We start from the raw sequence: 20,392 nt of genomic DNA, 5'->3' as shown, positions 1-20,392 counted from the left end.
CGATCTGACGACAAGGATCTAGTAGTGGATCCCATCGGACCAGCAGTCTCCGGCGTCCCCTCCTGGGAGGGGGCGCCGGCGGCGCCCGACCTGGCTGAGCTGCTCAAGCTCTCGGCCAGGGGTGATCAGGCGGCGTTCGCCCGGTTGTACGACGCCATCGCCGCGCGGGTCTTCGGGCTCGCGGTGCGGGTGGTGAGGGACCCGGCCCAGGCCGAGGAGGTCACCCAGGAAGCACTCCTGGAGATCTGGAAGATGGCCAGCCGGTTCGACCCCGACCGGGGCAGCCCGATGGCCTGGATGCTCACGATCGTCCACCGCAAGGCGGTCGACCGGGTGCGTTCGGCCGAAGCGTCCACCCGACGCGACACGACGTACCACCAGCACAACCAGGCGGTCGACCACGACTCGACCGCCGACGCAGCACACGCCTCGCTCGAAGCGAAGCGGGTCCGGACCGCGATGCACAGCCTGACGGCCGTGCAGCGAGAGGCACTGGAGCTCGCCTACTTCGGCGGCTACACGCACACAGAGGTGGCCACCATGCTCGACCTCCCGGTCGGCACGGCCAAGACACGAATCCGCGACGGCCTGATCCGGCTGCGCGACACGATGGGAGTAGGAAAATGAGCAGCGACATCCACGCGCTCTCGGGTGCCTACGCCGTCGACGCCCTCGATGACATCGAGCGCGCGCAGTTCGAACGACACCTGGCCGAGTGCGACGCCTGCCGCTCCGAAGTCGAGAGTCTGCGCGAGGCGTCGGCGATGCTGGCCGAGACCGCCGCTGCCGCACCGCCGGCCGCCCTTCGTGACCGGGTGCTCGCAGGCATCGAGACGGTCCGCCCTCTCCCCCCCGTGGTGCCGATCACCACAGAGCGCCGGACGCGTCGATTTCCGGCTCTGGTCGCAGCAGCCGCGGTCGTCACCCTGATCGGGGTCGGCGGCACCGTCTGGCAGCCCTGGTCGGACGAGACCTCGCAGTCCGTCTCCGCCGCCGATCGGGTGCTCAGTGACCCGGCCGCGATCACCGAAGAGGTCAAGCTCACCGGTGGTGGCAGCGTCACGCTGACCCGCTCGGAGCTGTACGACGCGGCGGTCATCCAGGCCGAGGACATGCCGCGGCTCAGTTCCGACGAGGTCTACGCGCTGTGGCTCCAGCACGACACCGACATGGTGCCTGCTGGCTCGATGACTGGCGCGGAGGCCGAGCCGATCGTGCTCGAGGGCGACGCGGCCACCGCCGACGGCGCCGGCATCACGGTCGAGCCCCTGCCGGTGCCCCAGGAGCCGACCACCACCCCGATCGCCTACTTCCCCTTCAAGTCAGTGTGATGAGCACGCACACACCACCGCGACGGGTCGCGGTGGTGGGCTCCGGCGTCGCCGGACTCACCGCCGCCTACGTCGCCTCGCGCTCCGCCGAGGTCACCGTCTTCGAGGCCGACGACCGTCTCGGCGGCCACGCCGACACCCACGACGTCGTCGAGGACGGCGGCCGGCTCCTGGCGATCGACACTGGCTTCATCGTCCACAACGAGCGCACCTACCCGGTGCTGCTGCGGATGTTCGCCGAGCTCGGGGTGGCCACCCAGCCCTCCGAGATGTCGATGTCCATCCGCGACGACGAGACCGGCCTGGAGTGGGCCGGCGCGCTCGGCCGCAAGGGCGTCCTCCCCTCGGCCCGGCACCTCGTCAACCCCCGCTACCTGCGGATGCTGACCGAGATCCCGCGCTTCCACCGGCAGGCCCGGGCGCTGCTCGCCACCGACGCGGAGGACACCACGCTGCGTGACTTCCTCGCCGCGGGCGGCTTCACGCCGTACTTCACCCGGCACTTCATGGAGCCGCTGGTCGCGGCCGTGTGGTCCTGCGACCCCGAGGTGTCCCTCGACTACCCCGCGCGCTACCTCTTCACGTTCCTCCAGCACCACGGGATGCTCTCCATCCACGGCTCGCCCGAGTGGCGCACGGTCACCGGCGGCTCGCGCGAGTACGTCGCCCGCGTTGCGGCGACGCTGGCCGACCGCGGTGCCGAGGTCCGCACCGGAACCAAGGTCACCTCGATCCTCGAGACCGCCCGCGGCGTCGAGATCACCGACGGCAACGGCACCGTCACGACGTACGACGCCGTGGTGGTCGCGGCCCACCCCGGCCAGGCCCTGGCGATGCTGGCCGAGCCGACGACCGCGCAGCGCGAGGTCCTCTCCGCGATGCCCTACTCCCCCAACGTCGCCGTCCTGCACACCGACACCTCGGTGCTGCCCGCCAACACCAACACCTGGGCCAGCTGGAACTTCCGCCGCCCCGACTCGGAGCAGGACGGGGTGCTGGTCACCTACGACCTGACCCGGCTCCAGCGCCTCGACACCGACGTCCACTACCTGGTGACCCTGGGCGGCGAGCACCTCGTCGACCCGGCGACCGTGATCGACCGGATGGAGTACGAGCACCCGCTCTACAACCCGGAGTCGGTCGCGGCCCAGCAGCGGCTGGGTGAGATCGACAGCGACCGGCTCGCCTTCGCCGGCGCCTACCACGGCTGGGGGTTCCACGAGGACGGCGCACGCTCCGGCCTCCGGGCCGCCGAGCACCTCGGTCTCGAGTGGCCGGAGACGACTCCGGTCGCGCCCGCCGAGCCGCTCCTCTACGAGACCACGGTGCGCCACGTCCGTCGTACCCCCTTCAAGCGCACCTTCGAGAACCGCTCGCACCTGTGGCTGGTCGACCTCGACCACCTGCCCGACCACGGCGTGCTCGGGCGCTTCGAGGGCCGCGACCACCTGGGCGACCCCGCCCTCACGATCCGCGCCAACCTCGACTCGTTCCTCGCCTCCCAGGGCGTGGACCTCCGCGGCGGCCGGGTCCTGATGGCCGCCAACGCCCGCGCGTTCGGACACTGCTTCAACCCGATCAGCGTCTTCTGGTGCTGGGACGCGTCCGGTGACCTGGCGGCGACCGTGGTCGAGGTGCACAACACCTACGGCGACCGGCACGCCTACCTCGTCCACCCCGACGCCAACGGGCGGGCGACCACCCCGAAGGCCATGTACGTCTCGCCGTTCCACGGCACCGACGGCACCTACGAGCTGGCCGTCCCCGTCCCGGGGCGCAGCCTGCGGATCGTGGTGACGCTACACAGCGACGACGGGCCCGACGACGAGAAGGCGGTCTTCTCCGCCTCGTTGACCGGCCGCCGCACCGACCACGGCGCCTGGCGCGCCGCGCCGGCTGCGCTGCGCGGCACCGTACTGATCCGCACCCACGGGATCTGGCTCTGGCTGCGACGCCTGCCGATCCGCCCACGACCACACCACCACCAGGAAGGGGTCTCGCGATGACCATCGCCCCCGCCCGCCAGTCCATCGATCGCTGGCCCGGCCTCGACATCGTCCCGTCCGGCCCCCGCGCCGCCGTCTCCGCCCGCGTCGCCCGACGCCTGTTCGAGGCCGCGGTCAACCGGCTCGACGTCACCGTGGTCGTGGGCGACCAGACCTTCGGCCTCGGCGGCCCGGTCGCCGTCGTGCACCGCCCCGAGGAGTTCTTCGCGCGGCTGGGTCGGCACCAGCTGATCGGGTTCGGCGAGGCCTACCTCACCGGCGCCTGGGACAGCGAGGACCTCGGGGGGTTCCTCACCGTGCTCGCCTCCGAGGTGTCCGACCTGGTCCCCCAGAGCCTGCAGAAGCTGCGCGCCATGATCGTGGCCCGCCCCCCGCGCTTCCACCGCAACTCCGAGGACAACACCCGCGACAACATCGCGCACCACTACGACCTCTCCAACGACCTGTTCGAGGAGTTCCTCGACCCGACGCTGAGCTACTCCTCCGCGCTCTTCCCCTCCGACGTCGTCGACCGAGGTGACCACCACGTCGCCACCACGCCGTACGACGTGCCGGCGGCCGCCGGGCTGGCCGACGCCCAGGCCCACAAGATCGAGCGGCTGCTCGACGAGGCCGGTGTCGGTGCCGGCACCCGCGTGCTCGAGATCGGCTCGGGCTGGGGCGAGCTCGCGATCCGGGCCGCCCGCCGCGGGGCGACCGTCCGCACGATCACGCTCTCGACCGAGCAGAAGGCCCTGGCCGACCAACGGATCGCCGCGGCCCACCTCTCCGACCAGGTGTCGGTCGACCTGTGCGACTACCGCGCCGTGACCGGGACCTACGACGCCGTGGTGTCGGTGGAGATGATCGAGGCGGTCGGCTGGGAGTACTGGCAGACCTACTTCGAGACCATCGACCGGGTGCTCGCACCCGGCGGCCGGGTCGCCATCCAGGCGATCACGATGCCGCACGACCGGATGCTCGCCACGAAGCGCACCTACACGTGGATCAACAAGTACATCTTCCCCGGCGGGTTCCTCCCGTCGGTCGAGGTGGTCGACCAGATCACGCGCGACCACACGGACCTGCGCCTCACGGGCCGGCTGTCGATGGGCGCCCACTACGCGGAGACGCTCCGCCTGTGGGACCAGGCCTTCCTGGCCGCCTCGCGCCGGGTGCTCGACCTGGGCTTCGACGAGCGCTTCCTGCGGATGTGGCACTTCTACCTGGAGTACTCGCGCGGCGGCTTCGCCTCGGGCTACCTCGACGTCAACCAGCTCACCTTCACCCGGCCGGCGTGACCGTCGTGACGACGCATGCCACCGGCAGCACGCGCACCGGCGACGAGATCGCCCCGAGGCTCGCGGCGGCACTCGCGCCGATCCTCGGTGGCGGCCTGCCCGTGCGCCTGCGCGCGTGGGACGGATCCGAGGCCGGCCCCGGCGACGCGCCGGTCGTGGAGCTGCGCTCGCCCGACGCCGTACGGCGGCTCCTGTGGCAGCCCGGCGAGCTCGGTGCCGCCCAGGCCTACGTCACCGGCGAGCTCGACGTGCCGCACGACGACGGCTGGGACCTCGACTCCGCCCTGACCCATGCGTTCTCGGTGGCCCGCGAGCGCGGCCTGTCGGGCACGCGGCCGAGCCTCGCCGCAACCGTGCGCGCCCTGCGGGCCGTGTCCGGGATCGGCGCACTCGGGCGCCCTCCGGCCGCCCCGGCGTCGCAGGCGCGGATCCGCGGCCGCCTCCACAGCCGGCTGCGCGACCGCCGGTCGATCAGCCACCACTACGACCTGTCCAACGAGTTCTACTCGCTGATCCTCGAGCCGAACATGGCCTACTCGTGCGGCTACCACTCCTCGCCGGACCAGCCGCTCGAGGAGGCGCAGTCCGCCAAGCTCTCGCTGGTCTGCCGCAAGCTCGGCCTCGAGCCGGGGATGCGGCTGCTCGACGTGGGCTGCGGTTGGGGCTCGCTGTCGCTGCACGCCGCCGAGCACTTCGGCGCGAAGGTCACCGGCGTGACGATCTCGGCCGAGCAGAAGCGTTTCATCGACGCCCGGATCGCCGAGCGCGGGCTCGCGGACCGGGTCGAGATCCGGCTCCAGGACTACCGCGACGTGCCGGAGCGTGAGGCCTTCGACACGGTGTCGTCGATCGAGATGGGTGAGCACGTCGGGCAGGGCAACTACCCGACGTACGCCGAGGTGCTGCGGCGCTCGGTGCGCCCGGGCGGGCGGGTGCTGGTCCAGCAGATGTCGCGCACCGGCCGGTGGCCGGGCGGCGGCCCCTTCATCGAGTCGTTCATCGCCCCCGACATGCACATGCGGCCCGTCGGCGAGACGGTCGCGCTGCTCGAGGGCTCCGGGCTGGAGGTGCGCGACGTGCACGCCATGCGGGAGCACTACGTGCACACCGTCTCGGGCTGGCTCCAGCGCTTCGAGCTCAACGTCGACCGGCTCACCGAGCTGGTCGGTGAGGAGGTCGTCCGCGTCTGGCGCCTCTACCTCGTCGGCGGGGCGATGGCGTTCCGAGACGGTCGGATGGGCGTCGACCAGATCCTGCTGGTCCGCCCGGACGGAGAGCACGCCCTGCCCTGGGTGCGCGACTGGTGAGCGACGTCCTCACCGTCTCGGCGGTCGCCCTCGCGACGACCGCTCTGCTGATGACCGCGACCGCCCTGGCGGCGAACCGCCTCGGGCGGGTGGCGGTCGTCGACGTCGCGTGGGGTCTGGGCTTCGTCCTGGTCGCGGCCACCTCCTCAGTGGTCGGGGTCCTGACGGACGGAGACGCGGTCCGGCGGTGGCTGGTGCTGGCGATGGTGGGGCTCTGGGGCCTCCGCCTCGCCTGGCACATCCGCCGCCGGGCCGTCGGGCACGGCGAGGACCCGCGCTACGAGGAGGTCCTCGGCGGGTCGCTGCGCGAGGCCGGGATGGGGGTCGCTGTCCGCAAGGTGTTCGTGGTGCAGGGTCTCGCGCTGTGGTTCATCTCGCTGCCGGTCCAGGTGGGTGCAGTCTCCGACGTGTGGTCCTGGACGGTCGTGCTGGCAGGTGTCGCGCTCTGGCTGCTCGGCCTGGTCTTCGAGACCGTGGGCGACGCCCAGCTGGCGGCGTACAAGGCCGATCCCGACCGGGCGCCGGTGATGGACCACGGCCTCTGGCGCTACACCCGTCATCCCAACTACTTCGGCGACGCCTGCGTGTGGTGGGGCGTGTGGCTGGCCGCCGGGCTCGGCTCCGGCTGGCTGCCAGGCCTGCTGACCGTCCTCGCCCCGGTCGCGATGACCTACTTCCTGGTCTTCGCCACCGGCGCTCGGCTGCTGGAGCGCACGATGAGGCAGCGACCCGGCTACCCGGCGTACGCCGCCCGCACCTCGATGTTCCTCCCACTGCCCCCGCGCGGCTGAGCCGCGCGGGGGCTGCGGGAAGGGTCCTCAGTGTGAGTAGAGGTGTGCCGTCCAGTGCGACAGGTGGCCGTTCTTGTCACGCCACTGGCCCTCGACGGTCACGTCGTCGGTCCACATCCCGTGCGTGCACAGGCCGTTGCTGCAGGTCTCGTGCCAGGCATGGCCCGAGACGTGCGCGCCGCCGAACGACGTGCTGTTGACCGTGAAGTGGCTCATCTGGTTGCCGCGGAACGTGAAGCGGACCGTGCGGCCGTACATGTCGTGGCCCATGTAGGACCCCTCGTAGGGCAGGACGGCGTGCCGCGACGGCTCCGTGTTGGCCACCGCTCCGGCAGCGCTGGTCGGCGCGGCAGCCGGAGCCTGACTGGCCTGCGCCTGCCACGTCCCCAGCCCGACACCCAGTGCGAGCACGGCCGTGGCCGCGCCGATCTTCTTCAACATGGTGCTCTCCCCTGTGACACGGCCCCCTACGGGGCCGCGCCGTTCGTTGGTGCGAGGTGTGGTGCCGGGGTGGTGCCGGGTCGGCCGCCCGAGCGGCCCCTGGCGATCTGTCAGTGCATGAACAGTCGGGCGGTCCAGTGCGAGATGTGGCCGTTCTGGTCACGCCACTGGCCCTCGACGGTCACGTCGTCGGTCCACATGCCCTTGGTGCACTTGCCGTTGCTGCAGGTCTCGTGCCACGCGTGACCGGAGACGTGCGCGCCGCCGAACGATGTGCTGTTGACCGTGAAGTGGCTCATCTGGTTGCCGCGGAACGTGAAGCGGACCGTGCGGCCGTACATGTCGTGGCCGAGGTACTGGCCCTCGTACGGCAGTACGGCGTGCAGCGTCGGGCTGCTCGCCGGCGCCCCCATCGACGGCGCCGCGGCGGTGGGTGCCTGGCTGGCCTGGGCCTGCCAGGTGCCGAGACCGACGCCGAGCGCCAGGACGGCGGCCGTCACGCCGAGCTTGTTGGCCAGGCGGCTGGTGTTTTCCTTCATGAAGTTGTTCCCCCTTGAGATGCGCGGCGCCCTCCCGGCGCCGCGTCGATGCTGGTGGTGCCGGCGTCACGACGCCGGCGGGCGATCGGTCAGTGCGCGAACAGCGCCGCGGTGAAGTGCGACTCGCCGCCCGAGGTGTTGTTCCAGGTCCCCTCGACAGTGACGTCGTCGGTCCACTGACCCCGGATGCAGAGGCTGCCGTGGCACGTGTGGTGGAACTGGTGGCCGCTGACCGTGGCCACCGGGAAGCCCGTGGTGTGGTTGACGCGGAAGTTGCGGATCTTCCCATCGACGTACTCGAACCGGACGGTGCGGTAGTGCATGTCGTGGCCCATGTAGGAGCCTTCGTACGGCAGCACGGCGTGCTTCTCGAACCCGGCCGGTGCCGGGCCCATGTCGACCGTGGCCGCCGAGCTGGCCGCCGGTGCCGGCGCCTGGCTGGCCTGCGCCTGCCAGGTTCCGAGTCCGACCCCCAGGGCCAGCACGGCCAAGGGCGCGAGCATCTTGTTGAGCATGAGTCCCCCTCACTGCGCGGTCCCCTCCCGGGACCGCGAACTCAGGGAACGCTAAGCGCCCCTGACCCGTGCGGCTATGGCTCGAAATGACCTGGGGGCAGACGGAGGACGGCCGGCCCGAGCCGGCTCCTCCCTGCCCGGCGCGAGCGACGAGCGCTCTGCGCCGGGTGCTCGCGCGCCGCGAGCCCGGGTTGTCGGGGTGACCGAGCGGCCGCACCAGGGTGCGCCGCACCAGGACTCCCTCCCATGGCGGCCCTCCCCAGTGCCGCCGACCAACGACCTTAGGACGCGCCACGAGGCCTCGCCATGTCCCGAACGGGCTGGCCCGTCCGGACTAGCCGCACCTAGGGTGGTGACGGCCTCGTATCCTGCGCGCGTGACCTCTGACGACGCCGACCTCGGCGAAGAGCTCGTCCGCCTGGCCTCGGCCGACAACTTCCGCGACGTGGCCGGACCGGGCTACCCGACTGCCGACGGAGGACGCGTACGACGCGGGGTGCTGTTCCGCTCCAACGAGCTCACCTTGACCGACGAGGACGCGGATGCCCTGTCCAGACTGGGGATCACGGCGATCTTCGACCTGCGCGACGCCCACGAGGTGGAGGCGCACCCGGACGCGCCGGTGCCGGGGTCGACGTGGCGTCACATCGAGGTGAAGGGCATCCCCATGGAGGCGGTGGCCACCCTCGAGTCGCGCGAGGAGGGGCTCGCGGTGATGGGCGAGGTCTACCGCGGCTTCGTCGAGAAGGAGGGCGGTCGCGCGGCCTTCGGGGAGCTGCTGCGCGAGATCGCGGCGGGCACCGGACCGCAGCTCTTCCACTGCACCGCCGGCAAGGACCGCACCGGCTGGGCGTCGGTGCTCCTGCTGCACCTGGCCGGGGTGGCGCCCGGGACCATCCTCGAGGACTACCTGACGACCAACACCATCTCGTCGGCCACCCGGACGAAGTACCTCGGCATGGTGCGCGAGCACCTCGGTCCCGACAAGGTCGACGTCTACGAGACGGTCATGGTGGCCGACGCCGCCTACCTGCAGCAGGCCTACGGCGCCGTGGACGCGGCGTACGGCTCGATCGATGCCTACCTCGCCGAGGGCCTAGGCCTTGGTCCCGACACCCTCGCCGCCCTGCGGGTCCGGCTCCTCGACTAGCCGCGCCCCACGGCGCGGTCGGATGCCGGCCTCCTTCTCGTGGCCGTCCAGCACGATCTCGTGGGTGTCGCCGTCGCGGCCGTCGAAGCGCACCGTGACGGTCTCGAAACCCTTGTGCCGCTGCATCTGCGCGTACATGGCGTAGGCACGGCGGTCGGCCTCGGTCAGGTCGACCGCGTCGGTGAACGGGGTCAGCAGCGCCCGCGGCCACAGCCGGCGGGCCAGCACCACGTTGACCTCGACGCCGAGCACGCCGATCACTGACGCGATGTAGATCAGGCCCATCAGCCCGAGGACCAGCCCGAACGTCTTGTTCATCGAGCTGGTCCCGGACAGCACGTTGGTGGCGTAGACCGAGCCGAGGTGCTGAAGCCCCTGCCACAGCACGGCCACGAAGAACGCGCCCGGCGCGGCCCGGCCGAGGTGGTGGCTGCGGGCGGCCGCGAGCCGGAAGAGCGCGGTCAGCACCAGGCCGACCACGACCACGGTCGCGAGCACGATCGCCCATCGGAAGAGGCCGTGGATGTTGTCGCCGATGACCGCGGTGTTGCTTCCGGCCGCCCCCAGGATCGAGAGCCCGAGCACGGCGACGGCGGCGAGTGCCAGCAGGGCAAGACTCTTGAAGCGGAGCAGGAAGGGGTTGGGCCGGCTGTTGCGCGGGACCCCCCACGCCGTGGCCATGACGTTCTGGATGGAGAGCCCCAGACCCAGGCACCCGTAGAGGGCGGCGAGCGCCCCGACCACGACCGCGGCCGTCGAGCCCTGCAGCCCCTCGGGCCGGCCGAGCTGCTCACCGATGATCGGGAACTGGCCGAGGGCGGAGTTGAGCACGTCGTCCTGGAGCTCGGGGTTGCCCTGGAGCACGAAGCCGAAGATCGACGACGCCAGGAGCAGCAGCGGGAAGATCGCGATGAAGGCGTAGTAGGTCAGCGCCGCGGCGAGGTAGTTGCCCTGGTCGTCGAAGAACTTGTAGAGGACAGCGATCGGTACGCCGAGCACCCGGTGCCGGCGCTGCACTCGATCGGCGATGCCGACGACGTTACCCACCCGCTCACGGTACCGGCGCTCCCCTTGCCGGCCTGTCAGGGGAAGACGAGGTTGCCGTCGGCGTCGGTCTCGAACAGCTCGACCCCGGTCGCGACGACGGGGGCGTCGGCCGCCAGCGCCACGGCGATCTTGTTGGCGGCGTTGCGGGTGACGTCGAGCGCCACCTCCACCGCCTGGGCCGGGGTGAGGTGCGCCCGCACGGCCTCGACGTCGGCGTCGCGCAGCCGGGAGGGGGTCCAGATCATCGCGTCGGTCAGGGCCAGGGCCGCCTGGGACGACGCCGACAGGTCGCTGCGTCGGTAGTGGTCGACGGCCTCGAACGTCTCGGCCCGGGCACCGGCCTCGATCGCGGCCAGGCTGCGCCGCGACTTGCAGACCCGGCACTCGTGCTGCCGGGCCCCACGCAGTCGCACCAGCTCGGTGAGCACCGGGTCGAGCGCGTCGAGCCGGGCCACCTCCCGCATGAAGGTCTCGACGACGCCCCAGGAGTCGCCGGTCGCCGTCAGCGGCGGGTCCCACCACTCGTCCGGTCCGAACAGGGCGTCGAGGACCGCGCGCAGCCGCGGCACGAAGTCGGCGACGTAGACCATCTGGGCGGCCGAGAACATCGCATCCCCGACCGCCTCGCCCCACGCCACCCGCAGCTCGTCGTCGACCATCGACACGTCCACGGCGAACTGCTCGGCGAAGGCGGCGACAGCGGGCGCCGGCACCTGCGCGGGACGCCGGGTCCCGGCCAGTGCCGTGAGCCCCAGCGCCCCGGCGGTGGCGGCCCGGATCGCCGAGAGCGCACCCTCGTCGAGGTCCTGGGGACGGGACCGGACCAGCTCCGACAGCGCCGCGGCTGCCCCCGGCGCGTGCAGGGACAGCGCCTCAGCGCCCCCCCTGGTCCAGTCCGCGTCCATCAGTAGGACTTTGGCAGACCCAACGAGTGCATGGAGACGAAGTTGAGAATCATCTCCCGGCTGACCGGCGCGATCCGGCCGGCGCGGGTCGCCACGAGGAGCCCGGCCATGCCGTACTCCTGGGTGATCCCGTTGCCGCCATGGGTGTGCACCGCGGCGTCGGCGGACGCGCACGCCGCCTCCGCGGCGGCGTACTTGGCCATGTTGGCTGCCTCGCCGGCGCCCATGTCGTCGCCGGCGTCGTAGAGGGCAGCAGCCTTCTGGTTCATCAGCCGGGCCAGCTCGATCTCGATGTGCACCTTGGCCAACGGGTGGGCGATCGCCTGGTGGGCGCCGATCGGGTCCTTGAAGACCACCCGCTCCTTGGCGTAGGCCACCGCCTTGTCGAGGGCGTAGCGGGCGAGGCCGTTGGAGAACGCCGCCGCCATGATCCGCTCGGGGTTGAGGCCCGCGAACAGCTGCACGAGACCGCCGTCCTCGTCGCCGACGAGCGCGTCGGCGGGCAGCCGCACGTCGTCGATGAAGACCTGGAACTGAAGCTCGGGGCTGACGATCTCCATCGGGATCGCCTTGTACTCGAGGCCCTCGGAGTCGGTCGGCAGCACGAACAGGCAGGGCTTGAGCTTGCCGGTCTTCTGCCCATCAGATGTGAGCTGCTCGGTGCGCGCGACGACCAGCACGTTGTCGGCCTCGTCGACCCCGGAGATGTAGATCTTGCGTCCGGTGAGCACCCACTCGTCGCCGTCGCGGCGCGCCGTCGTGGTGATGTTGTGGGAGTTGGTGCCCGCGTCGGGCTCCGTGATCGCGAAGGCCATCGTGCTGGTGCCGTCGGCGATTCCGGGCAGCCAGCGCTGCTTCTGCTCCTCGGTGCCGTAGCGGCTGATCACGGTGCCGCAGATCGCCGGGCTCACGACCATCATGAGCAGCGGGCAGCCCTGGGCCGACAGCTCCTCGCACACGGCCGCGATGTCACCGATACCGCCGCCACCGCCGCCGTACTCCTCGGGGATGTTGATGCCGAGGTAGCCGTTCTTGCCGATCTCCAGCCACAGGTCGGTGGTCTTGCCCCCGCTGCGCGCCTGGGCGGTGAAGTACTCACGGCCGTACTTGCTCGCGAGCTTCGCCACCTGCTTGCGCAGCTCCTGGCGCTCTGCCGACTCCTCGAAGGGGGGTCCGTCGAACGTGCTCATGCGTCTTCTCCTGTCTCGACGACGGCGAGTACCTCGCCGGCGGCGACCTGTGTCCCGGGGTGGACATTGACCTGGGTGACCGTGCCGGCGTGCGGCGCGCTCACGGTGTGCTGCATCTTCATGGCCTCGAGGACGAGGACCGGGTCTCCGGCCGCGACCTGCGCGCCCGCCTCGACGGCGACCCGGACGACGGTCCCGGGCATCGGTGCCAGCAGCGAGCCGCTGGCGACCTGGTCAGCGGGGTCGACGAACCGGGGGACGGAGGTCAGCGCGAGGTGGCCCCAGGGCGAGTCGACGTCGACCCGTTGGCCCACGATGCGCACCTCATGCGTCGTGCTCACGCCCTCGTGGTCGACGACCACACGCCACCCGAGGGGGGCAGCCTCCACCGACACCTGGCGTACGCCGTGCACCTCGTCATAGAGGTCGACCAGCTCGATGCTCGCGCCGGTCTGGCGCCACCCCACCCGCAACTCGGTGCCGGCCAGGTCGAACGTGATGACCTGCGGGGCAGAGTGGACGTTGCGCCATCCTGCGGGGATGGCCCGCTGGACGCTGCGGCTTGCGACCGCCTGCTCGACCCACGCCATCGCGGAGGCGAAGAGGCTCACCGCCTGCTGGGCGGCCGTGCCCGGCACTGACGAGCCCTCCAGCGAGCCCAGCTCGGCCTCGCTCAGGAAGGCGGTGCTCACCTCACCGGAGAGGAACTCTCGGTAGCCGAGCACCTCGACGAGCAGGTCACGGTTGGTCACCAGCCCGTGCAGCCGGCTGCGTCGAAGGACGCCGCGGAGCCGGCGCGCGGCCTCCTCCCGGGTCGCCGCGTGGACGATCACCTTGGCCAGCATCGCGTCGTAGTGGGTGGAGACCTCGGAGCCGGTGACGAAGCCCGACTCGATGCGGACACCGGGTTCTCGGGGGATCTCGAACGTCGTGAGGCGACCGCTCTGCGGCTGGTAGTCGGCACCAGGGTCCTCGGCGTACAGCCGGACCTCGATGGCGTGGCCGCGAGGGTCGCCGGCGCTCTCCGGGACCCTCCCCTCGGCCACGGCGATCTGGAGAGCGACCAGGTCGACACCGAAGACCTCCTCGGTCACGGGATGCTCGACCTGGAGCCGGGTGTTCATCTCCAGGAAGAAGAACCGGTCCCGCTCCGCGTCGTAGAGGAACTCGACGGTGCCCGCTCCGCGGTAGTCGATGGCGGCGGCCGCGGCCCGTGCAGCGTCATGTAGCGCCCGACGAGTCAGCTCCAGGAGCAGGGGTGCGGGCGCCTCCTCCACGACCTTCTGGTGACGGCGCTGGATGGAGCAGTCGCGCTCGCCGAAGACCTCGACCCCGTCACGGTGGCCGAGCACCTGCACCTCGACGTGACGCCCGTGCTCGACGTAGGGCTCGACGAAGACGGTGCCGTCACCGAACGCCGACTCCGCCTCCGCCCGGGCCTTGTCGACCTCGCCGGGCAGGTCGGCGAGGGTGCGGACGATGCGCATGCCGCGGCCCCCTCCGCCGGCCGATGCCTTGACGATCAGCGGCAAGTCGGCGTCAGTGGCACTCGCGACGTCGATGTTGGTCAGCACCGGGACGCCGGCGGCCTCCATCAGCTTCTTGGACTCGATCTTGGAGCCCATCTGCTCGATCGAGGAGGGCGCCGGGCCGATCCAGGTCAGACCGGCGGCCTCGACCGCCCGTGCGAACTCGGCGTTCTCCGACAGGAAGCCGTAGCCGGGGTGGATCGCGTCGGCTCCCGCGCGCCTGGCCGCGTCGAGGATCAGGTCGGCGCGCAGGTAGGTGTCGGCGGGCGCTGTGCCGGGCAGCCGTACGGCGTGGTCGGCCTCGCGCACGTAGGGCAGGTCGGCGTCCGCGTCGGAGTGCACGGCGACGGTCTCGATGCCGAGCGTCCGGCAGGTGCGGAACACCCGGCTGGCGATCTCGGCACGGTTGGCGACGAGGATGCGGCTGATCATTTCTTGCCTCTCCGCTGCTCGCTTGATCACGGGCGGAACACCCCGAATCGGTCGGTGCCCGCATAGGGCTTGGTCTCGATCACGGACAGGCAGATGCCGAGGACGGTGCGGGTGTCGCGCGGGTCGATGACGCCGTCGTCGTAGAGCATCCCGGACAGGAAGTAGGGCAGGGACTGCTCCTCGATCTGGGCCTCGACGATCTCCTTGACGCCCTTGAAACCCTCGGCGTCGAACTCCTGGCCCTTGGACTCCGCGGACTGCTGCGCCACGATCTCGAGCACGCCGGCGAGCTGCGCCGGACCCATCACGGCGGACTTGGCGGAGGGCCAGGTGAAGAGGAAACGCGGGTCGAAGGCGCGGCCGTTCATGCCGTAGTTCCCGGCGCCGTACGACGCCCCCATGATGACCGTGAGGTGCGGGACCGTGGAGTTGCTGATGGCGTTGATCATCATCGCGCCGTGCTTGATGATGCCGCCCTGCTCGTAGTCCTTGCCGACCATGTAGCCGGTGGTGTTGTGCAGGAAGAGCAGAGGTGTGTCGGTCTGGTTGGCGAGCTGGACGAACTGCGTCGCCTTCTGCGCCTCCTCGCTGAACAGCACGCCCTGCGCGTTGGCGAGGATGCCGATCGGCCGGCCGTGGAGACGGGCCCAGCCGGTGACCAGCGAAGGACCATAAAGAGGCTTGAACTCGTCGAACGCTCTACCTTCAGGGCCGTTGGTCTCGCTGACCCCGTCGCCCCCCACACCATCGACCAGCCGCGCGATGACCTCGCGCGGGTCGAACGGCTCCTTGAGGTCGCTGGGGATCAGGTCGAGCAGCTCGTCGGGGTCGGCGTCCGGCTCGGCGAACGAGGCAGTCGGGGCAGAGGTCGCCTTGCGCCAGTTGAGGCGCGCGACGATCCGGCGGCCGATGCGGATGGCGTCGAGCTCGTCCTCGGCGAGGTAGTCGGCCAGGCCGGAGGTGCGCGCGTGCATCTCGGCGCCGCCGAGCGACTCGTCGTCCGACTCCTCACCGGTGGCCATCTTGACCAGGGGCGGGCCGCCGAGGAACACCTTGGCCTGCTCACGGACCATGACCGTGTAGTCGCTCATGCCCGGCACGTAGGCGCCGCCGGCGGTCGAGTTGCCGAAGACCAGCGCGATGGTGGGCTCCTTGCGGGCGCTGGCGCGGGTGATGTCGCGAAACAGCTTGCCGCCGGGGATGAAGATCTCCTTCTGCGTCGGCAGGTCGGCACCACCCGACTCGACCAGCGAGATCGACGGCAGGCCGTTCTCCTCGGCGATCTGGGAGGCGCGGAAGATCTTCTTCACCGTCCACGGGTTGGAGGCGCCGCCCTTCACCGACGGGTCGTTGGCGGTGATCATGCACTCGACGCCCTCGACCACCCCGATGCCGGTGACGACGCTCGCGCCGACGGTGAAGTCGGAGCCCCACCCCGCTAGCGGGCTGAGCTCGAGGAACGCCGAGCCCTCGTCGACGAGCAGCTCGATCCGCTCGCGCGGCATCAGCTTGCCGCGGCCGTGGTGGCGCGCGACCGACTTCTCGCCGCCTCCGGCGACCGCCTTGGCGTGCTCGATGTCCAGGTCGGCGAGCTTCTCGAGCATCGCCTCGCGGTTGCTCATCCCGTGTAGCCCAGCAGCTTGGCGGCGAGGTCGGTGAGCACCTCGGTGGCACCGCCGCCGATCGGCAGGAGCCGGGCGTCGCGGTAGTGCCGCTCGACCTCGGTCCCGTGCATGTAGCCGGTGCCGCCGTGCAGCTGGACCGCCTGGTCGCAGACGTACGTCGCGGCGTCGCACGCGGTCTGCTTCGCCAGGCAGGCCTCGGCGATCACGCTCTCGCCCGCCACGTGGCGCGCGGCGACCGCGTGCGTGTAGGCGCGGGCGACCTCGACCTGACGGTGCATCTCGACCAGCTTGTGGCGCACCACCTGGCGCTTGATGAGCGGCTGCCCGAATGTGTCGCGCTCCTGGCAGTAGGCCTTGGTGAGCGCGAGCGAGCGAGCGGCGATGCCGTAGCCGTGGACCGCGAGCGCCATCCGCTCGACGACGAACTGCTCGGCGATGTACCAGAAGCCGGCGTCCTGCTCGCCGACCAGGTTGCCGACCGGCACCCGCACGTCGGTGAAGGACAGCTCGGCGGTGTCGGAGCAGTGCCAGCCCATCTTGGCCAGTGACCGGTCGACGGTGAAGCCCGGCGTGTCCGTGTCGATCACCAGCAGGCTCACGCCGGCGCCGCCGGGGCCTCCGGTGCGCACCGCGGTGGTCACGAAGTCGGCGCGGACGCCGCTCGTGATGAACGTCTTGGCGCCGTTGACGACGTAGCAGCCCGTGTCGGGGTCGCGGACGGCGGTCGTGCGCAGGTTGCCGACGTCGGACCCGCCACCGGGCTCGGTGATCGCGAGCGAGCCGATCAGCTCGCCGGCCAGCGTCGGACGCACGTAGCGGTCGACGAGGTCGGGCGACCCGTGGGCCGCGATGTGCGGCAGCGCGATGCCGTTGGTGAAGAGCCCGGCCATCAGGCCGCTGGACGCCCCGGCGGCGAACATCGCCTCCTGGACGGCCACGGTGTCGAGCAGGTCGCCGCCCTCACCGCCGACCGACTCGGGGAAGGAGATGCCGAGCAGCCCCTGCTTCGCCGCCGCGAGGTGCAGCTCGCGCGGGATCGACTGCGCGTCCTCCCAGTCCTGCAGGTGGGGGGCGATCTCCCGGCGGACGAACTCGGTGGCGACCTCGCGCAGCGCCTCGCGGTGCTCGGCCTGCTCGGACCCCTGGTCGGGCGTGACGGTCGTGGCGGTCATGAAAGGAGGTCCTCCTGGATGTGGACGATGCGCGAGCGCACCCATTCCCCGAGGCCCTTGGCCTGGGGGTCGAAGCGGGTCGAGGCCGCGACGCCCTCGCCGAGCAGGCCGCGGATCAGGACGTTGACGGCGCCGAGGTGGGGCAGCACGTAGACCTCGACCTCGAGATCACGCGCCTCGGGCACCAGCTCGCGCACCTTGCGCGGACTCATGAACTTGGCCAGCCACGTCACCCGGGCGTCGTACTTGTCGGACCCGTCGTGGGCCACCCACAGCCCGAGGTTGGCGTCACCGCCCTTGTCGCCGGAGCGCGCGTGGACGAAGGTGCCCAGCGCCATCCGGCGGGTGAGGGAGTCGGCCGGGGCGGGGTACGGCGACGCGCGCTGGCCCACCAGGGCGTCGGGCGCGGTGAACTCGACCGGGTCGGGCACGACCTCGCGGGAGCCGTCGGCGTGGACGACGGTGTGGGTCACGGCCGAGCGGTCGACGTACTCCGGGCGGTAGACGCCGTACGGCGTCGGCGGTCCGGGCGGGCTGGTCATCGTGAAGCCGGGGTAGGACGCCAGCGCGAGCTCGACGGCGGGGCCGGTGAAGGCCTTGGCCACGGGGCCGGCCTCGGGGTCCATCACCGTGCAGCGCAGGAGGCAGGACGCGCCCTCCTCGGTGTCGGCGTCGGCACCCGGCAGGGCGGTGCGGGTCCAGCTGACGGTCGTCGCCTTCAGCGACGGCTCGAGCTGCTCGCGCAGCCAGTCGGCCTTCGCCTCGATGTCGAGGCCGGTGAGCACGAACTCCATAGAGTTGCGGAAGCCGCCGAGCGTGTTGACGCAGACCTTGAGCCGTTCGGGCGGGGCCTCGCCGCGTACGCCGGAGACGTGGACGCGGTCGGGGCCGGGCTGGTCGAGCCGGATCGAGTCGAGGTCGACCACGACGTCGGGGTTGAGGTACTGCGTGGTCTGGATCTCGTAGACCAGCTGCGCGGTCACCGTGTCGACGGTGACCGCGCCGCCGGTGCCGTCGTGCTTGGTCACGACGAAGGACCCGTCGGCGGCGATCTCGGCGAGCGGGAAGCCCAACCACCGGCCGGTGTGGGGCAGCGTGCGGAAGCCGGAGAAGTTGCCGCCGGTCGCCTGCGTGCCGCACTCGAGCACGTGGCCCGCGACGACGGCGCCGGCCAGCTCGTCGTACGACGTGGGCGTCCAGCCGAAGTGCGCGACCGCCGGCCCGACCACGAGCGAGGCGTCGGTGACGCGGCCGGTGACGACGATGTCGGCGCCCTGGGTGAGGGCGGCCGCGATGCCGAAGCCTCCGAGGTAGGCGTTGGCCGTCAGCGCACCGTCGAACCCCAGGGAGCGCAGGTCGTCGCCCTCGACGTGGGCGATCGCGGGGTCGAGGCCGAGGCCGTGGGCGACCTCGCGTAGCCGGTCGGCCAGGCCTGCGGGGTTGAGCCCGCCGGCGTTGCTGACGATCTTGACGCCCTTCTCGAGCGCGAGGCCGAGGGTGTCCTCGACCTGGCGGACGAAGGTGCGCGCGTAGCCCAGCGAGCTGTCCTTCATCGTGTCCTTGCCGAGGATCAGCATGGTCAGCTCGGCGAGGTAGTCGCCGGTGAGGACGTCCAGCGGACCACCCTCGAGCATCTCGCGCATCGCGGTGAGGCGGTCGCCGTAGAAGCCCGAGCAGTTGCCGATGCGCAGCAGCTCGCTCATCTGGCGGCCCGGCCCTCTCCCGGAGGACCCGCGAAGCACTGGGCGATCGCGAGCCACTGCTCGGCGTCGCTGCCGACGGTCACGAGGTCGGTGTCGTCGCGGTGGACGCGCTGGGTCACGAGGCGGCAGAAGTCGACGGCCGACCCGGTCACCCGGTGCGCGGCGTCGTCGGGGCCCCACGTCCAGACCTCACCGGACGGCGCGGTCAGCTCGACGCGGGGCTCGTCGGGCGGCACCGGCAGCTCGAAGGTGTCGAACGAGAAGCCGCGGGTGCGCACCCCGATGTGGGCGACGTGCTTGATCCGGTCGGTGACCTCGGGCTCGATGCCCAGCGCCTCGTAGACGTCGAGGGCGTGGGCCCAGGTCTCCATGTAGCGCGCGGTCACCATCGAGGTGGGCGACATCGGCGGGCCGAACCACGGCATCTTCTCGCCCTCGGGGAAGCCCCGCAGCGCCTCGGTGAGCGCGGTCCGGGCGGCACCCCAGCGGGCGAGCAGCGCCTGCGGCTGGAGCCGCGCCACCTCCAGGGCGGCGGTGTCGACGAAGCCGGTCGGGTCGGCCATGGCGGCCAGCACCAGCTCGTCCCACGCCGCCTTGCCCTCCGGGCCCGTGACCGAGTGCGCGGCGGCGGTGGCGGTCTCGTCGGTCCAGAGCAGGTGGGCGACCTGAGTGGCGACGGTCCAGCCGGCGGCCGGGGTGGGCGTGGCCCAGCCACCGTCGGCGGAGTCGTCGAGACCGGCGACGGCGTTCCACAGTTGGTCCCCCTCCGCCTTGAGGTCGGCCAGGAGGTCGTCGAGGAGCTGGGTCACTTGTCGTCCTTGAGAGCGGTGTCGAGGGTCAGGGCCCACTGGTCGAGGATGCGGGCGCGCCGGCGCGCGTCGTCGGTGATGGTGTTGGCCAGGCCGAGCCCGCGCACCAGGTCGAGGGTCGCCTGCACCAGCTCGCGCACCCCGGGCTTCGCCTCGTCGGCGCCGAGGAGGTCGACGGTGAGCCGGTGGACCTCGCGACCGACCCGCTGCTCCAGCGGAGCCACGGCCGACATCAGCGTCTCGTCGGTGCGGGCGGCCACCCACAGCTCCAGGGCGGCGGTGAACACCGGCGAGGTGAAGTGGTCGCCGAGCATCTCCAGCACGGCGCGAGTACGTCGGTCGCCTCGCGGCAGGCGCTGGGCCGCGGCGGCGAGCTCGGCGCCCCGGACGTGCGTGAGGTGCTCGACGGCGGCCACGACCAGGTCGTTCTTGGTCGGGAAGTGGTGCAGCTGGGCGCCGCGGCTGACGCCGGCGCGCTCGGAGACCAGCGTGGTGGAGGTGCCGCTGAAGCCGCGCTCGACGAGGCACTCGACGGTCGCCTCGAGCAGGCGGGCGCGCATGAGACGGGTGCGCTCCTCCTGGGGCACGCGAGCGCTCGCCGTACTAGTCACCCGCAGAGC

General features: G+C 71.5%; 19 protein-coding genes. 7 read left to right on the top strand and 12 right to left on the bottom strand.

What is annotated here, in order from left to right; all coding sequences use genetic code 11:
- The first annotated feature begins 24 nt into the window (after nucleotides 1–24).
- Genes sigK through BLR90_RS11720 form a run of 6 tightly spaced genes read left to right on the top strand, consistent with a single transcriptional unit; the run spans nucleotide 25 to nucleotide 6,715 of the window.
- Complete coding sequence (gene sigK / locus BLR90_RS11745; RefSeq protein ID WP_091025403.1) at nucleotides 25–627, top strand: ECF RNA polymerase sigma factor SigK; 603 nt, start codon at nucleotides 25–27, stop codon at nucleotides 625–627.
- Nucleotides 624–1,331: an anti-sigma factor gene (locus BLR90_RS11740; RefSeq protein ID WP_091025402.1), complete on the top strand. Its 708-nt coding sequence runs from the start codon at nucleotides 624–626 to the stop codon at nucleotides 1,329–1,331. Before sigK ends, BLR90_RS11740 begins: the two co-directional genes overlap by 4 nt.
- Nucleotides 1,331–3,337, top strand: coding sequence for an FAD-dependent oxidoreductase (locus BLR90_RS11735; protein WP_091025401.1), 2,007 nt, complete (start codon nucleotides 1,331–1,333; stop codon nucleotides 3,335–3,337). Before BLR90_RS11740 ends, BLR90_RS11735 begins: the two co-directional genes overlap by 1 nt.
- The gene (locus BLR90_RS11730; protein WP_091025400.1) at nucleotides 3,334–4,617 is read left to right on the top strand and encodes an SAM-dependent methyltransferase; all 1,284 of its coding nucleotides are present in this window, start codon (nucleotides 3,334–3,336) and stop codon (nucleotides 4,615–4,617) included. The genes BLR90_RS11735 and BLR90_RS11730 overlap by 4 nt, the downstream gene beginning before the upstream one ends.
- 5 nt (nucleotides 4,618–4,622) lie before the next feature.
- Nucleotides 4,623–5,924 (top strand): SAM-dependent methyltransferase, encoded by a 1,302-nt coding sequence (locus BLR90_RS11725; protein WP_218029416.1) that lies wholly within the window; start codon nucleotides 4,623–4,625, stop codon nucleotides 5,922–5,924.
- Nucleotides 5,921–6,715 carry a DUF1295 domain-containing protein gene (locus BLR90_RS11720; protein ID WP_245715272.1) on the top strand — a complete coding sequence of 265 codons (795 nt, stop codon included), beginning with the start codon at nucleotides 5,921–5,923 and terminating at the stop codon, nucleotides 6,713–6,715. Before BLR90_RS11725 ends, BLR90_RS11720 begins: the two co-directional genes overlap by 4 nt.
- 27 nt (nucleotides 6,716–6,742) lie before the next feature.
- Here BLR90_RS11720 and BLR90_RS11715 read toward each other — a convergent pair whose 3' ends face one another.
- The 3 genes from BLR90_RS11715 to BLR90_RS11705 all read right to left on the bottom strand — a co-directional run bounded on the left by BLR90_RS11715 (nucleotide 6,743) and on the right by BLR90_RS11705 (nucleotide 8,210).
- On the bottom strand, nucleotides 6,743–7,156 hold the full coding sequence (locus BLR90_RS11715; RefSeq protein ID WP_091025399.1) for a hypothetical protein: 414 nt from the start codon (nucleotides 7,154–7,156) through the stop codon (nucleotides 6,743–6,745).
- Nucleotides 7,157–7,266: 110 nt separating this feature from the next.
- On the bottom strand, nucleotides 7,267–7,695 hold the full coding sequence (locus tag BLR90_RS11710; protein ID WP_091025398.1) for a hypothetical protein: 429 nt from the start codon (nucleotides 7,693–7,695) through the stop codon (nucleotides 7,267–7,269).
- 89 nt (nucleotides 7,696–7,784) lie between these two features.
- A complete protein-coding gene (locus BLR90_RS11705) occupies nucleotides 7,785–8,210 on the bottom strand; it encodes a hypothetical protein (RefSeq protein ID WP_091025397.1) in 426 nt (141 codons plus the stop codon).
- Between the two features lie 376 nt (nucleotides 8,211–8,586).
- Between BLR90_RS11705 and BLR90_RS11700 the strand changes: the two genes are divergently transcribed.
- Nucleotides 8,587–9,360: a tyrosine-protein phosphatase gene (locus tag BLR90_RS11700; protein WP_170254328.1), complete on the top strand. Its 774-nt coding sequence runs from the start codon at nucleotides 8,587–8,589 to the stop codon at nucleotides 9,358–9,360.
- Here the strand turns inward: BLR90_RS11700 and BLR90_RS11695 are convergent.
- Genes BLR90_RS11695 through BLR90_RS11655 form a run of 9 tightly spaced genes read right to left on the bottom strand, consistent with a single transcriptional unit; the run spans nucleotide 9,307 to nucleotide 20,383 of the window.
- Nucleotides 9,307–10,407 carry a YihY/virulence factor BrkB family protein gene (locus tag BLR90_RS11695; protein ID WP_245715271.1) on the bottom strand — a complete coding sequence of 367 codons (1,101 nt, stop codon included), beginning with the start codon at nucleotides 10,405–10,407 and terminating at the stop codon, nucleotides 9,307–9,309. The two genes, BLR90_RS11700 and BLR90_RS11695, sit on opposite strands and share 54 nt — an antisense overlap.
- Before the next feature lie 35 nt (nucleotides 10,408–10,442).
- Nucleotides 10,443–11,312, bottom strand: a complete 870-nt coding sequence (locus BLR90_RS11690; RefSeq protein WP_091025395.1) for a carboxymuconolactone decarboxylase family protein — start codon at nucleotides 11,310–11,312, stop codon at nucleotides 10,443–10,445.
- A complete protein-coding gene (locus tag BLR90_RS11685; protein ID WP_091025394.1) occupies nucleotides 11,312–12,502 on the bottom strand; it encodes an acyl-CoA dehydrogenase family protein in 1,191 nt (396 codons plus the stop codon). Before BLR90_RS11685 ends, BLR90_RS11690 begins: the two co-directional genes overlap by 1 nt.
- Nucleotides 12,499–14,463 (bottom strand): acetyl/propionyl/methylcrotonyl-CoA carboxylase subunit alpha, encoded by a 1,965-nt coding sequence (locus BLR90_RS11680; protein ID WP_091025393.1) that lies wholly within the window; start codon nucleotides 14,461–14,463, stop codon nucleotides 12,499–12,501. Before BLR90_RS11680 ends, BLR90_RS11685 begins: the two co-directional genes overlap by 4 nt.
- A gap of 26 nt (nucleotides 14,464–14,489) precedes the next feature.
- Nucleotides 14,490–16,085, bottom strand: a complete 1,596-nt coding sequence (locus BLR90_RS11675) for an acyl-CoA carboxylase subunit beta (RefSeq protein WP_091025392.1) — start codon at nucleotides 16,083–16,085, stop codon at nucleotides 14,490–14,492.
- Nucleotides 16,082–17,260 (bottom strand): acyl-CoA dehydrogenase family protein, encoded by a 1,179-nt coding sequence (locus BLR90_RS11670; protein ID WP_091025391.1) that lies wholly within the window; start codon nucleotides 17,258–17,260, stop codon nucleotides 16,082–16,084. Before BLR90_RS11670 ends, BLR90_RS11675 begins: the two co-directional genes overlap by 4 nt.
- Complete coding sequence (locus BLR90_RS11665; protein ID WP_091025390.1) at nucleotides 17,257–18,963, bottom strand: acyclic terpene utilization AtuA family protein; 1,707 nt, start codon at nucleotides 18,961–18,963, stop codon at nucleotides 17,257–17,259. The genes BLR90_RS11670 and BLR90_RS11665 overlap by 4 nt, the downstream gene beginning before the upstream one ends.
- A complete protein-coding gene (locus tag BLR90_RS11660) occupies nucleotides 18,960–19,772 on the bottom strand; it encodes a TIGR03084 family metal-binding protein (protein WP_091025389.1) in 813 nt (270 codons plus the stop codon). Before BLR90_RS11660 ends, BLR90_RS11665 begins: the two co-directional genes overlap by 4 nt.
- Nucleotides 19,769–20,383 carry a TetR/AcrR family transcriptional regulator gene (locus BLR90_RS11655; protein ID WP_307725102.1) on the bottom strand — a complete coding sequence of 205 codons (615 nt, stop codon included), beginning with the start codon at nucleotides 20,381–20,383 and terminating at the stop codon, nucleotides 19,769–19,771. Before BLR90_RS11655 ends, BLR90_RS11660 begins: the two co-directional genes overlap by 4 nt.
- Nucleotides 20,384–20,392 lie beyond the last annotated feature (9 nt).

The sequence above is a fragment of the Nocardioides szechwanensis genome (assembly GCF_900103935.1).
In the GTDB taxonomy this organism is placed as follows: Bacteria; Actinomycetota; Actinomycetes; order Propionibacteriales; family Nocardioidaceae; genus Nocardioides; species Nocardioides szechwanensis.
This window is presented reverse-complemented; position numbering and strand designations above follow the sequence as displayed.

Bases quoted from the DNA above. Each gene is read 5' to 3' on its own strand.
- BLR90_RS11680 (WP_091025393.1), bottom strand. From the start codon at position 14,463: ATGATCAGCCGCATCCTCGTCGCCAACCGTGCCGAGATCGCCAGCCGG.
- BLR90_RS11690 (WP_091025395.1), bottom strand. From the start codon at position 11,312: ATGGACGCGGACTGGACCAGGGGGGGCGCTGAGGCGCTGTCCCTGCAC.
- BLR90_RS11675 (WP_091025392.1), bottom strand. From the start codon at position 16,085: ATGAGCAACCGCGAGGCGATGCTCGAGAAGCTCGCCGACCTGGACATC.
- BLR90_RS11730 (WP_091025400.1), top strand. From the start codon at position 3,334: ATGACCATCGCCCCCGCCCGCCAGTCCATCGATCGCTGGCCCGGCCTC.
- BLR90_RS11670 (WP_091025391.1), bottom strand. From the start codon at position 17,260: ATGACCGCCACGACCGTCACGCCCGACCAGGGGTCCGAGCAGGCCGAG.
- BLR90_RS11685 (WP_091025394.1), bottom strand. From the start codon at position 12,502: ATGAGCACGTTCGACGGACCCCCCTTCGAGGAGTCGGCAGAGCGCCAG.
- BLR90_RS11710 (WP_091025398.1), bottom strand. From the start codon at position 7,695: ATGAAGGAAAACACCAGCCGCCTGGCCAACAAGCTCGGCGTGACGGCC.
- BLR90_RS11715 (WP_091025399.1), bottom strand. From the start codon at position 7,156: ATGTTGAAGAAGATCGGCGCGGCCACGGCCGTGCTCGCACTGGGTGTC.
- BLR90_RS11665 (WP_091025390.1), bottom strand. From the start codon at position 18,963: ATGAGCGAGCTGCTGCGCATCGGCAACTGCTCGGGCTTCTACGGCGAC.
- BLR90_RS11740 (WP_091025402.1), top strand. From the start codon at position 624: ATGAGCAGCGACATCCACGCGCTCTCGGGTGCCTACGCCGTCGACGCC.
- BLR90_RS11735 (WP_091025401.1), top strand. From the start codon at position 1,331: ATGAGCACGCACACACCACCGCGACGGGTCGCGGTGGTGGGCTCCGGC.
- BLR90_RS11705 (WP_091025397.1), bottom strand. From the start codon at position 8,210: ATGCTCAACAAGATGCTCGCGCCCTTGGCCGTGCTGGCCCTGGGGGTC.